The 14601-nt window shown below is 35.2% G+C and carries 9 protein-coding genes; 1 reads left to right on the forward strand and 8 read right to left on the reverse strand.

The features are described 5' to 3' along the window. The first annotated feature begins 84 nt into the window (after positions 1-84). Complete coding sequence (gltC, locus tag AC3WOM_RS08855; protein WP_492446263.1) at positions 85-987, forward strand: glutamate biosynthesis transcriptional regulator GltC; 903 nt, start codon at positions 85-87, stop codon at positions 985-987. A 26-nt stretch (positions 988-1013) separates the two neighbouring features. Here the strand turns inward: gltC and AC3WOM_RS08860 are convergent, their stop codons facing one another. The 8 genes from AC3WOM_RS08860 to AC3WOM_RS08895 form a co-directional block, all read right to left on the reverse strand. Then, the gene (locus tag AC3WOM_RS08860; RefSeq protein ID WP_492446264.1) at positions 1014-2084 is read right to left on the reverse strand and encodes a glycosyl hydrolase family 18 protein; all 1071 of its coding nucleotides are present in this window, start codon (positions 2082-2084) and stop codon (positions 1014-1016) included. A gap of 22 nt (positions 2085-2106) precedes the next feature. Further along, on the reverse strand, positions 2107-3858 hold the full coding sequence (locus AC3WOM_RS08865) for a polysaccharide deacetylase family protein (protein ID WP_492446266.1): 1752 nt from the start codon (positions 3856-3858) through the stop codon (positions 2107-2109). Continuing rightward, on the reverse strand, positions 3855-5723 hold the full coding sequence (locus AC3WOM_RS08870) for a glycosyltransferase family 2 protein (RefSeq protein ID WP_492446268.1): 1869 nt from the start codon (positions 5721-5723) through the stop codon (positions 3855-3857). Before AC3WOM_RS08870 ends, AC3WOM_RS08865 begins: the two co-directional genes overlap by 4 nt. A 5-nt stretch (positions 5724-5728) precedes the next feature. Beyond that, positions 5729-7159: a polysaccharide deacetylase family protein gene (locus tag AC3WOM_RS08875; protein WP_427547266.1), complete on the reverse strand. Its 1431-nt coding sequence runs from the start codon at positions 7157-7159 to the stop codon at positions 5729-5731. A gap of 16 nt (positions 7160-7175) precedes the next feature. Next, positions 7176-8501, reverse strand: coding sequence for a nucleotide sugar dehydrogenase (locus AC3WOM_RS08880; protein ID WP_492446270.1), 1326 nt, complete (start codon positions 8499-8501; stop codon positions 7176-7178). A 478-nt stretch (positions 8502-8979) separates the two neighbouring features. Then, positions 8980-12159: a hypothetical protein gene (locus AC3WOM_RS08885; RefSeq protein ID WP_492446272.1), complete on the reverse strand. Its 3180-nt coding sequence runs from the start codon at positions 12157-12159 to the stop codon at positions 8980-8982. Next, complete coding sequence (locus AC3WOM_RS08890) at positions 12156-13577, reverse strand: glycosyltransferase family 2 protein (protein ID WP_492446274.1); 1422 nt, start codon at positions 13575-13577, stop codon at positions 12156-12158. Before AC3WOM_RS08890 ends, AC3WOM_RS08885 begins: the two co-directional genes overlap by 4 nt. Continuing rightward, complete coding sequence (locus AC3WOM_RS08895) at positions 13574-14431, reverse strand: HEAT repeat domain-containing protein (RefSeq protein WP_492446276.1); 858 nt, start codon at positions 14429-14431, stop codon at positions 13574-13576. Before AC3WOM_RS08895 ends, AC3WOM_RS08890 begins: the two co-directional genes overlap by 4 nt. Positions 14432-14601: the final 170 nt, after the last annotated feature.

The raw sequence follows: 14601 nt of genomic DNA on the forward strand, positions 1-14601 counted from the left end.
TGATTTACAGTCTTTTTTCATCTTAAATATTATATAATTGGAGTATAATCAATCTTATTTTTCGATTAATAGAGGTGAAATTTATTGGAGTTACGTCAATTACGTTATTTTGTTGAAGTTGCTGAGCGTGAGCACATCTCAGAAGCAGCTGAGCATCTTCATGTTGCTCAATCTGCAATTAGCCGTCAAATTGCCAATTTAGAAGATGAATTAGGGACACCCCTATTTGAACGTGTGGGGCGAAATGTCAAATTAACACCAATTGGAAAGATATTTCTTGAGCATACGATTACTGCCTTAAAGGCTATTGATTTTGCAGCCAAACAGGTTGAAGAATATTTAGATCCTGCGAAAGGTACGATAAAAATCGGCTTTCCCACAAGCTTGGCTAGTTATGTCCTGCCTACGGTTATTTCAGCCTTCAAACGAGAATATCCTGATTTACAATTTCAGCTTCGTCAAGGCTCCTACCGTTTTTTAATTGATGCAGTCAAAAATCGGGAGTTAAACCTAGCCTTTTTAGGTCCTCTTCCCCCGAAGGATGAATCCATACAATCTACAATTTTATTTACAGAGAATATCGCTGCATTACTTCCGGCCAACCATCCTTTAGCGAAGAAGGAAAGCATCCAATTGGCTGAATTGCGAAATGACTTATTTGTGCTGTTTCCAGATGGCTACATATTACATAAGGTGGCGATGGATGCCTGTCGTGCTGCTGGTTTTCTGCCGAATGTTATCTCGGAGGGTGAGGACTTAGATGCACTAAAGGGGCTTGTTGCTGCAGGTATCGGAGTTAGCCTGCTACCCGAAAGCTCACTATACGACTCAGCTGCTCGCTTCACCGTAAAGGTGCCTATTCAATCACCTACGATTCCCAGAACAGTTGGCATTATTTCACCTATAAACCGTGAAATAGCACCTTCAGAAAAAATATTTTTAAACTTCGTCACAACCTTTTTTTCACGCCTATCCCAATTCCAATAAAAAAATCGCCATTGCCGGCGATTTTTTTATTGCTTCGTATTTGCTATGCGTCCCTCTGCTGTTTGTTCACCAATCCATTGTATCGTCTTTGACCCTAAACCTCCTGCACGCCATAAAACAACATTATTGTAGTTTTTCTTACGCACATAGGAGATCCATTTTTCAAGTGTTTCCTGATCAGCATACCAGACTTCATGCTTAATATTTTGATCATCTAAATAACTAAAATAGACTGCATCACTTGCTTTATCGCGTTGCTTTACAGCTTTCGTTTTAGTCAGTAATTCCTCTGCCTCAATCTCTGTTATCGCAACCGTCTTGCCTTGATTGACCCATTTAAAGCCGCCAGTAGCAAAGGCAATTGCTAGATCCTGATTGGATTTTTCAATCTTTTTCATTAGATCATCTAAAAATGAAAAGGTTGCCTTCGCACCTGGACCACTATGATAGCCATATACATTATAAGCCATTACAGTATATTTCGGTCCATCTGGTAGCTTTATATCGAATGGGAAACGTGGCTCTAGAACAACATGTAAAGTAACATCCTTTTTCAATAGCTGCTGATAAAGCTCCTCTAGGAAAAGTACATACTTTGGAAGGTCCTCTTTAGCAATCTTCTCATAATCAATTTCAATACCCTTCAAATTGTATTGCTCTACAATTTGCATAATATTATCGATGTGTTTCTGTCTAGTTGACGCATCTTGTAGCAGGCGATGTAATAACGTACTATCCTTCTGAACAGATGGGGCATTATCTGTAACATAATCATTAATTAACGTAAGCATCACATGATGTGTTTCATTAAATTGTTGCTGTGTTTGTTTCAACATTTCTATTGCGCTGTCAGTAAATAATAATTGATCTTTACTATTAAAGTAGGCACCAAAAATGCGAATATCCTGTAAGCCCTGCTGCGAATTTTTCACATCTTCAAAAGCTGATTTTTTTTGCCATTCAGGCAGCCAAATGGATAATTGAAGCTTGTTCTTATCCTTCAGCCCCTCTTTTGCCTCAGCAGGTACTTCTTTGCTATTATTACAAGCCGTGATAATTAATAAAATTATACAGATAAACAACAAAAAGTTTTTCACTTGAATCTAATTTCCCCCCGTTTTAGAAGGTTTCAATAAAGAAGTCAACTACATGATTGAATATTGTCGCTGTTTTATACTTTACTTTATCGAAATTCGTATATTGGTTAGTAAAAATTATTTGATCATTCTTATCTGAAATTAAAATATCTTCGATTAATGTATCATAAATATCGTCCGCATATTGTTCATGGGAGGTATCCTTCTTGCTGAACAAAGCACCAAATCCAATCTGAGATCCTTGGATTGCTGGATTTACTTCAATTGTTTTGGACAATACCTTATCTACATCTATTGTTATTTTATCTTTATTTACTGTAATATTAAATACTCTTTTTTTTGTAAGATTTCTTGGATATTCTTCTTCATCTATTCTAGAGCCCTTTTGCGTATCCTGATAGGTGTAGACAGTCGCTTTATTAAATGCATACTCCTCTTCATTCCACTTTATTTCGTTTAATGCGAAACGTTCCTTCTCAACAACACCAGCTCCTGGTAATTTTTCAGAAATAACAATTTCATTATCTACGAGAGCTACGCGAATATAACTATTATTTTTTTCATCATAATTTAAATAGATAGATTGCTGTCCAACAACGTTTCCTTTAAAAGCAAGGTTTACCGTATATTGTTCTGGCAGTGCTTTCTTTAATAGCACTCGCCCTTCACTAGACGGGGGTGATGTGATTATAATCTCATTATTTTTATATTGTACAGCACCATTCACAATCGACCATTTCTTAGCTAATTCATGATCGCCTTCTTCAAATTCTACATTTTGCTTACTTGCCTGACGAATTTTCATCATCACATGGTTGGTAGACCAATAAGGAGATACTTGTAATCGGCTTAAATTGTAGAGATCAGCATCAGCCTTATTATAGGCCCCCTGCTCGCGATTGAAATGCATACTAAACGTATCCTTAATTTGCTTATCATTCACACTTTGCACTAACGGTTCCATATTATTATAGAGTGAATTAGCATGCATAATAGCATAAGCTCTGGGAATCTCTCCTAATTCCTCTTTATAAATATCATGCATCGATTTATAATCTTTTTTAATTCGTGCTTCCATTTCCTTACGTGTTTCACTCGGAATCATGTATTGATTACGAATAAAATCCATTAAATAGTGATTATAATATTCAATCGTCGTTTTATTCGGTACATCATTTTCATCAATTATTCCTAATGACTGTCCTTTATCGTTATAAATATTAATATATGTCAGCCGGTAGCCATTAGATCCCAATTCCCAATACCCGCTTTTTTCCATCAATAATAAGTCTTTTGGCTTCAAAAATTTGTTATCACGTGTATCCATTTTATTCGCATACGTAAACATTGTCGCTTTATAATTTAGATTCTCCATAATATTTTGGGCAAAGATACTTGAATCCGTACGACCATCTTCAAATGATAAATACAAGGATTTTTCCGGAAGTGGCTTGTTTTTTTCATAAAAATCTAAAATATCCTGCTGTGTAATTGTTTTATAGCCCTGTCTTTCAAGCAATGATAATTGTTCTTTTAAATTCTTCTTTGAAACATATTTAGGAGAGTCGCCTCTGCTCACACCAAAATACGATAAGGCGATGAATCCATCTTTATTTTCTAATGGAATCTTTTCCTCTACCCTTTTTTCTGTCAAAAATACGACACGTATTAAAACAACTGCTAAAAATATAACAATAATTAATTGAGCTATGGAGCGTATGATTTTCCTACGATTTTTTTTAGCTGGATTTAATACAACATTTTTTTCACTCATTCCTTCTCACCCATTTTTCTATTTTTTAGAATCGAAAATCGGGATTTTCGTAATTTTTGCTTCTCCAATTTCTTTTCCTTCGCTATGACATCCTGAGGTGTTTCCCTTGTGCCCCACGTAGATTTCCAAAAAGTAACCCATGCAACTGGCATTTGCCACAGTAAAATAAATTCATAGAAAAGGACAAAGATAAAGCCAAATGCCCACAATTTACTCCTTCTAAAGAAAAGATGGGCCAAACTCATCAGCATAGCCATTAATAGCAGACCCATTAAAAACGTAGTTGGGAAAATACCATGCATGATTGGCACATAAATTAAATTGTAAACAACAACAATAGGAGCTGCTATCGGCACAATTAAACCGATAATGAAAAACAGAAACATAAAGGGTTCCTTTTTCCACATAAATAAAAATGCTCGCAGTGATTCACGCAGCCATGACCGCTTCCATCTCATTTGCTGAGATAAAAAAACTTTTGACTCTGATGGAACAATCGTAGAGCATACAGCATTATCCTGATAGCCCGTGCGATGTGTTTTTAATATATAGTTCGTCATACTTCGGTCATCACCAAAGGTTGCAGGCTGCCCAAGAAATTTTTGATTTAGCCATGCTGTCTCGTTTTGCAAAATTAGCTCTTTTCGGTAACATGCTAACGGTCCAGATAAGCATGTTACTGTGTCAAACCAAGATTCAGCGGCCTTCATTATACGGAAGGCTATATAATAACGAACTGTTTGTAATTTCGTTAAGGCATTGGTGAATTTATTTTCAACCTCTGTTCGTCCAGCTACACCACCCATTTGTGGATCCTGGAAGGGCTGCACTAAATTTCTGATGGCATGAGGTTCTAAAAAACTATCTGAGTCCACAAAAACGACTAAATCATGCTTTGCAAGATGTACACCTGCCACTAATGCCTCCCGTTTACCACCATTTTGGGGTAGCTTATGGAAGCTTAAGCGATCCTCTGTTTTAAAGCGTCCACCCTCACCATGAATCATCTCAATCATTTCCTTAGCTTTTTCCTCAGTTCTATCCGTTGAGTAATCGTCCACGACAATAACTTCCAATTTATCTACAGGATAATACTGATTTATGCAGCTTAAAATGGTGCGATGAATCCATTCTTCTTCATTAAAAACAGGAATTATAATCGAAACACCCGGTTCAAAGTTGGGATTTATCGGAACATTTCTATAGAAAACCCCGAAGAAATATCTGCTTAGAAGAAATGTTGCTGCAATAATACTATATAAATATAGAAACTTATTAAATTTAAAGTAGATAACACTTTCAGCCCGCATCAGCATGACTATAACTGAAACAATCAATAGAAATAGACTTGCTACAAAAATTGATAGTCCCCAGCGCTTTTTTGTCATATATTCGTTTAACGGCTCCAAAAATTCACAAGCACAATAGTACCTTATTTCACCATCTACCTCTTTCGTAAAAGAGCGAACTACTTTTGCCTTTAAATTTACTTTAGACTCATAGCCCTCTGGCATCGCTCCACCAGGAATAGTGAAATTCATTGTAATAATCTCATCCATTAATAAGTTGTTCGGATTTGCTGAATAGATGAGAATACCAGTAACAGAAATATCCTCTGCATAATGCTTTTCATTATTTATTTTTTTCCTTGCCCTTTTAATTTGTACTTCAAAATTGGTTACGTAACGTAAACTTAGAAGCTGTAAACGATATATTTCATTGACATCTGTAGGGTCGATCTCCTCTGTCTGATAGGAAGCACCTCGTCGATTAACTAGGCTTCGTATATTTTCCGGATCAGGAATATTTGATAGTATTCGCCGATCAGAGCGTGGTATCGTTAAGACCTCTTTTTTCTTATTCATGATTATCAATTCACTTTCTTATTCGAATCTTCTTCAATCCAAGTAGACATCTTTGAAAAGCTATATCCATCTTTTTGCAGCTTTTCAATTATTGATGGTAATACTTCCACTGTTTTCGTCCCATCTAAAATATGCATAACAATTACCTTTCCTGGAGCAGCTCTGCTTATTACACGATTATAAATATCCTGAGCTGATAACTCTAAATTCCAGTCAAAGGATGCGATATCGTACATGGCAATCGAAGTAACACCTGTTGCAGCAATAATTTTTGCAGATTCTTCATTAATTACACCTTTATTTGGTCTAAAATATAGTAAAGGTTTTTCCTGTATGGCATATGTTAATGCCTTGTGCGCCATTACCACGTCCTCCTGTAGCTCTTCAGGGGTCATGGTCGTAACATCAAGATGGTTATAGGAGTGACTCGCAACCTCATGACCTCTATTTACAATTAATCTTGCTAATTGAGGATCCTTTTCCACACCCTTCCCAATTAAAAAGAAGGTTGATTTTACATTGTATTTATCAAGAATATCTAAAATCTCTTTAATTCTTTCCTCACTAGCCCAATCATCAAAGGATAAAGCAATTTCTTTTTTAGTAGTATTTTTGCGATAGAATATATTAGGTTTAACATTTTGATAATCTGGATTTATTTTAATAGCATCATAGCCATCAATTTCCTCCAAAGGTTTGGCAATATATTGTTCATCTAACACATCCGTTAATGTCGTAAAGACATATCCTTTATCCTTTCCATATTGGGACAATAGTGGAATCACATCAATGACTGCTGGATTAATGTACGTATTTAAATGAATAATCGAGCCGCTATTAATAAAACGATGAATATAATCCATTATCTCCTCTGCACTTTGCATATCGCGGTCTTTCGGATTAATAGACGATTCAACGACACCCTTCATGTTTAATGTTTTTGATGCTAAACGCATATTATCCGTCGAATCGCCAGAGCGGCTGCGAACATATTTTGGCGTATATCCTAATTGTTCCTCAAATACTTCATTTGCTAAGAAAATTTCCTTATAGGTTTCCTCATAGCTTAAATCTGCCATATCGGGAAACGTTAATGTTCCATTTTCTACTTCATGTCCTCTTGCTAAGATATCCTTTACTAAATCAGGATCCTGTGCTATTCGCATACCTTCCACAAAAAAAGTTGCCTTCATATTGGACTGATCTAATGCCTTTAAAAGCTTTTGCATAGTGTCATTATCTGCAAGCCCATTAAAGGTAATTGCAACCTTTTGGTCAAGTATGCTGGCATGACTATAAACAGCACTCATAGTCCCATCATGCTCTTTAATCTCAATCGTCGAGTCGACAGGTTTAACCTGATGATCTTCATTTGAGGTTTGACACCCGGCTAACAATAAAATGAACAGTAGACTACATATTTTTAGTTGTCTCATGTCTACAAAATTCCCCTTATAGTTTGTAATATTTTTCGTTTTTAAATAAAAAATGGGTATTTCTTGTGTCAAAAATTAAAGCAGCCTGTTGATCAATTAAGGCATAATCGATATTTTTATGATTTGTTAAAATTAATACTGCATCTGCTTTTTGAATTAGAGTCTCTGTTAACAACACCGTACTAAAAACTTCCTCTTTTATCGTAAATGACTCAATAAACGGATCAACAATCTTTAACTCACACTGCGCTCTCTTTAACTCACCAATCACTTGTAATGCAGGTGATTCACGGAAATCGTTAATATTTGGCTTATATGCGACACCAATTACCACAATCTCTGCTTCATTCAGTTTTTTGTTCTGAGCTACTAAATATTTACTCAATCTATCAACTACAAAACTAGGCATTGAATCATTAATTTTATCAGCAGCTTCAATTAAAGTTGCTGGAATACCATGCTGTTGGCTAGCCCACGATAAATATTTTGGGTCTACAGGTATACAATGACCACCGACACCTGGACCTGGCGTAAAGGGCATAAAACCATAGGGCTTTGTCGAAGCTGCTTCAATAACCTCCCAAACATCTATGTCCATCTTATGGCAAATACGACTTAATTCATTGACAAGTGCAATATTTATTTGACGAAATGTATTTTCCAATAACTTTTCCATTTCTGCTACCTTCGGACTTGTGACAGCAAATACATTTGTCTTAAGCGTAGTTTCATAAAAGAGCTTTGAAACCTCCAAGCAAGCTTCCGTTATTCCGCCTACTACTTTCGGTGTATTTGAAACTGAAAAATTTACATTTCCAGGATCAACTCGTTCTGGTGAATAAGCTAAAAATATATCCTGCCCAATGACAAAATTGCTTTTTTCTAGAATTGGTTGGACAATTTGTTCTGTAGTACCAGGATAAGTTGTGCTTTCAAGAATAATCAGTGTATCGGTAGAAATATTTTGTTGAATGGCTATAGCGGCTTCTTCAATATATGAAATATTCGGTGCTCCATCGGCTGTTGTTGGCGTTGGTACACAAATTATAATAACATCGGCATATGCGAGTTTAGAAAAATCATTTGTAGGCTCAAACTTCTCTTCAGTAACAGCCTTGTGAATAACTGTACTTGGCATATCCACAATATAGCTTTGACCAGCCTTCAATTTATCAATTTTCCCATTATCCTTATCAAAGCCAATTACCTGAAAATCCTTATTAGTGATTTCTAGCGCTAGTGGTAGCCCTACATAGCCCAGTCCGATTACTCCAATTACAGCCTCTTTTGTATGAATTTTCTTTGTTAAAGCTACTATTGGTGAATCAATCCTTAACCCCATAAAAAATTACTCCTTTATCTTGAAATGTTTGGATACTCACATTTTCAAATTCTTTTCGATTTACCTGTATGGTTTTGTATTTTAAAATAATTATTTAAATAAAATTAGATTGTGATCCCAATATATGCGAAAATTACTTTTACAACATACACATAGTACTAAATATCACTAAACAATTTCTAAACATTTCACTTATGAAATGAAAAAATAACTACTCACTAATATATTTTTAAAATAAAATCAACAACACAATCCTTTAGAACTATCTTTTTCCTACAATTTACTACATAAATTTATATTTTCATTAATTTTCCATGAATATTTCTAGCAATTATTTTGTCGATTAATAATTCAACACATCTATAAAACATATGAATATTACCAAATTATTGACTAAGAAATCTTTTTCTATTTGAAAAGAGTAACATCTCTTGAAAAATGAAAAAACTTAGGGTAGAAACTACCTACCCTAAGTCCTTTAGTACTCTTTAAATAGCTTTTGCAATATGAAATAAGATTGCTTTAACCGCTCTTCATATTTTGGAGTTTCCCATTTTTCCCACGAATAAGCTGTAAGCGGGGGTAAAACATGGTTTTTGGCCTGTGGTAAGGATTGAATAACCTTACCCTCTTTATCTACAAATAAAGCACCAATGAAAATATTGTCAACTTTCACAGAAGCCTTTTCACCATTTTTATATAAATCTCCCATAAACTCACGCTGACTTGGATCTTTTGATTGAATGAGTAGCCAAGGGAGACGTAGCTCAATCACATTATTCTCTGTCCAAGTGTAATCCACCAAAGAATTATAATTTTTTGCTTCAGGGTTGGCATTTCCCTGAAGTAATTTTCCCGTTTCATAAGCACTAAAGTCAGTTGTGATGTTTTGCTCTGGTAAATATAGCTGTTTATTTAAAACATAATGAATCGGTGCAAATTTCCCACTATTTTTTGTGACAGCTGCCATTCGAGGAGGAATCATTTTTAAGCGATATCCATAGAAATAATCATAAAAATCGTAATATTCATCAATGACCACATGAGAATTTCCATCTTTATTTAATTCCACTATAAAATCTACACCATTTGAAAATGTCATATCTTTTATAGATGTTGCCGATGTATTTCCTTGCTCCGGTACTACATCAAGTAAAATACGAGGCGAGGTTTTTTGTAAAGCATCACTTTTAATTTTGACATACAAATATTTTTCATCATAATCAACAGCAAAATCGGTAGAATCAGATGGTGAAGTATCATATAATTGTGTACCTCTCCACTCCTCTGTATCGCCATCTACTTTTACTTTTAATCTATCAAAGCTTAATAAACCAAATTGCTGTTCATTCGTTTGTGCATTAGACCAAAATGGGCGGCGATTTGGGTCATCATAATCCATCGTATTCCATGTTCGCTTAAACCATTCGTCTTGCCATGTAAAGACAAGCCCTCCTAGCAATTTCTCATGCATAATATCTTCAAATAAATGTTGAAGCGTTTCACCCTGTGCCTGCTCAGACATATGTCCCTGATTCCATCCATATACATTTTCATGTGTCTTACCGCGAGAGGTAGGAATGCCAAATTCTGCAATTAGCACTGGCATACGATGAGCCTCATGTAACTCTTTTAAATATCCAGCATAACTATTTTTATTTCCTCGAAAATCTACATAATTTAAATAGTCTTTATCGAAGTTAAAGAAGTCTGGATAATATGGATAAACATGATATGAAGCAAATTGTCCAGGTGACTGCATCTCGCCTTTTGTATAAATAACATTTGGATTAACTCCTACTAAATCTTCATCCTCAGATGGCTCAGATGGATGCTTGAGTAAATCAGTTGTTACCCAGTTTGTAAAGCTCATTGGGCGTAACCAATTGTATTTGTCCTTTTCATATACAGTAATTAAATCCATTTGTTGCGCTAACCAATGCTCAAATGGTGTTGCATTTTTCGTTTCAAAATATGTCCCATTGTATTGGCCAATCGTTGCATGCTTTTCATTTGTACCAACAACCATTTGAGGGTACCATTCAATTCCCAATACCCACCCAATAACATATTTTGATACATCTACATCATATAATCCTGAGGCATGGCCCACCTTCGGTTCAACATACATATTACCGTGGATAACATCTACCATGCGCTTCATTTCCAATTGGAAATCCTTTAACGTCTCGTCATTGTAAGCATCCAGAGATTCTGCTAAGCCTTCCTCATTAATCCACACACCATGCAGGATATACAATGGTTTATCTAGATTTTTCTCATTATATTTAGCAAGTGCCCGATAAAAACCTGGTGGATGTAATGTATAGACACGAATAGTATTTGCATTCATTTCAGCAATCTGCTGGAACCATTGATAATACTCTTCTTCAGTAATAGCGGCTTCACCAGGAAATGCTCCTGGTTTCCCCATTCCAATATTCACACCCTTAAAGACAATCGGCTCCCATTTTCCATCCTTTAAAACTTCAAAGGATTGTCCTTGGACTCGAGCATTGTAGTTAAACGTTTCTTGATTAACTGTTTCTTGAATCACTTTGTGTTCAAATTCATCAAATATTTTATGCATGACTGGGATATAGATGGACCAGTAGAAGGAGCTATCTGCAAACTTCTCTGCATATTTATAAATGGTCGGAAGCCCTTTGATTTTATAAAGACTTGGAGCACGAGATACATCATTAAAATCTCCTGCAAAATAATAACTTGTCGTATACTGCTTATTTTGAGATACTATTGCTGCAAATTGCTCTGGAATATTGTTTTCCGTTAAGAGCTTAATTCCTTCTTGAGTTAAGTCCCATTCATAATTTGCCAGTGCATCCTCTTTATATTTTGGGGTAATAATATCAAACCAATAGCCATAGTCAGCACTTGCTGAGGAATTAAAGAATTTTTCTCCCTTTTTGGTAAACTGTACTTGAATGCCTTCCGTTTTTACATGTTTGTCCAATTCTAAAACAAGCAGCTTCTCTGTTTTTTCATTAAATAGTAAAAAGCCTCCACCTTTATAGGGCCAACTATCACCATGCTCATCAATGACCCATTGTGGAATTTCTAAATTCTTATGATAATCTAGTTCATCAAAATAACGTCCAATCCATCCAGACCATGAGATACCTAAATAATCCTGCAGCTCTTTTCGAACAGCCTCCGATGTTGGTGAAGCAAATGTATTATATTCTGCAATTAGCATACTTTTCTTTTTATTTGCTAATCGAGCAACAATGGATTGCCATTCTTCCATTTCTAATCCGCCAACAATTTTTTCAGAACGTTGACCAAGGCGCTTCTCTTCATATAAATCATCTTTATAAACACCATACGTATCAGCCAGATAAATAACATCATAATTACTATAGTCAGTTGGAAACTTTTTTTCTGTAACCTGTTTTGCTTTTTCCTCTGGAATTGTACCATAGTAATCATTTTCTACATCATATGGTTGACCATCATATGTATATTTATAATGATTTAAAAACCAATTCACCCCTAAATGTTCTCGATAGGTTTCATTTGGAACTGTTTTATCTAAAATTGCGACGTTTAATGGTTTATCATCATCCAAATACCACAAAACTATAGGTGTAATAATAAGAAATAGAAGAATGATAACCCCTACATAAATTCGCTTCATACACTTTTCTCCTTCTCGGCAATGCCGACACGCTTCATATTACCCCAATCACTTTTTCCTCGAATAAATCGAAGTAACCCCTCACAACGCCACAAAAGAGTAAGTGGTCGATACCAAAAAATTTCTGTAAACGCTAAAAGTATCATGCGTAAAAGCTCTCTTTTTTTCGGATAAGTATTCATGCTCCAGGCCTCGAATAAGATGGAAGCTACTGAAAAAATCACACCGTATATAACAAAAAGTAATAAGAGCATTACCGCCATCTCGTAATAAATTTTCCCTAAGAAAAATGCGATAATAATATATATATATCCGCCTAACTCCACTATTGGCCCTAAACATTCTATAAGCCAAAAATACGGAAATGAAATAAAACCTATCAGACCATATCTAGGATTTAATGTCATTTTCTTATGCTTCCACAGACTTTCAAACAATCCTTGATGCCAGCGTCTTCGCTGATTTCGTAGCACCGCTAATGTTTGTGGTGCCTCTGTCCAACATACCGGGTCTGGTACAAATTCAATGCGTTTACTTTCTTTTTTCTCCTTAATCAGGCGATGGATGTTTACAACCAGCTCCATGTCTTCTCCAATAATATTCGTTGAATAGCCTCCTGCTTCAACAGCCCATTTTTTAGAAAAAACACTGAAGGCTCCTGAAATAATAAGCACAAGATTAAATTTACTTAAAGCGATGCGTCCCATTAAAAATGCTCGTAAATATTCGATTACTTGCATAATGACTAAGTAATTATTTGGTAATTGTGTTTCATAAATAGAACCAAACTGCATCTTTGCTCCATTGGCAATACGAATATTCCCCCCTGCCGCAATCACTTCACCGTCTGATAATATAATAGGCTTCATCACACGGAGCAGGGATTTTTCATCTAAAATGGAATCGCCATCAATGGAACAAAAATATGGATATTGAGATACATTAATACCTACATTTAATGCATCAGCCTTACCTCCATTTTCCTTATCTACTAAAATACAATTCTTATATATTTGAGATTCATAAATTTGCCTAACCTGCTTTGTTGGAATATTGGTTTGCACAATTTTATTAACAGGCTTCATCTGAAAATGCTCAATCACGGTTTGCAGTGTCGTATCAGTAGATCCATCGTTGATAATAATAATTTCAGTTTGCGGATATCGTAAATTTAGCAATGAATAGACAGTATCTACTACCCCTACCTCCTCATTATAAGCAGGGACAAGTAATGATACCGGTTTAGAATAAAAGGCATCAATATGTGCATCATCATATTCAGAGGGATCTAACCTATAGCGCTTCCGTAAATCCAGCATTGCAATAACGAACATTGTACAGTAAGAAGTAATAACAAACAGCATGTAAAACAAAATAACACCGCCAAAGAACCACATACAAAAATCTAAAAACTTCATTTGTCTCCCTGCTTTCTTGCAGCTATTTCTTGCGCTCTTTCAATTGCATATGGGTCGTTTGAGGAATCAATGAATTCTTGTAATTTTTCGATTCCTTGTCGATCCTCTGCAATTGTCTTCGCTGCCTGTGAGCGAACCCACCAATTTTCATCCTGAAGAAGCTGCTCTAAATAAGCATAAGTATAAGTTAGAGGCACATGTTTAAAAATTTTCGCAACCATTAATCTAGCTTCCCACATATCGGATGTCACAAAAGGGATATAGGAGTCAATTTCATCAATTATCCCTATTTCAAATAGACCTTTTAGTGCACGTATTTTTATTTCAGCAATATCAGAGGTTAATAAATGCTTGAGTTTATCAATATACTGCATGTTTCTTTTTACCGCTGCTGTATCAATGACTGCAAATCGAATACTGAGAGGCCAGTTATCAAACTCATCAAAAAAACGAATAAATACATCATCCTCTAGCAATACAAACAATCTTCTATATTCACTTTCAGAATACATCGCATTTTGACCTTTAATTTTTTCCATAAACAAATCTGGTTGAAAGAGTGAATATATTTTTAACAGCTGAAAATATTCCTCCTCTGAAATTTTTGATTTCTCAAATTGCTGACATGTATCTAGCAATTCATCGATCTGTAAATCAGCAATTCGATATAAAGCATTCATTCTAATACTCCAGTGCTTACTTGACAAATCCTGCTCATAGAACTTTTTTAAGTAAAGATTAGAAAAATCTTTAATGATCTTCTCCACGTTTTCATTCATTAAATTTTTTAAATACGAGGAAAAAATCTTCTCAATTGCTTCTACCTGTGCCTTTCCACGAGGGACCAGCACCATTGAGAAAGGCTCATTATTAAACAAATAGTTATACCAAAACTGTGAATAGTTTTGTAAATACTTATCCCGTCTTTTTTTAAACAGACTCTCTCGTTGACGCTGGAAAATTAAATACATCATAAAGAAAAAAAGTACTACTAATAATATGGCTATTATAGTTAGAAGAAAAG

The sequence above is a fragment of the Lysinibacillus sp. FW301-JW8 genome (assembly GCF_058788755.1).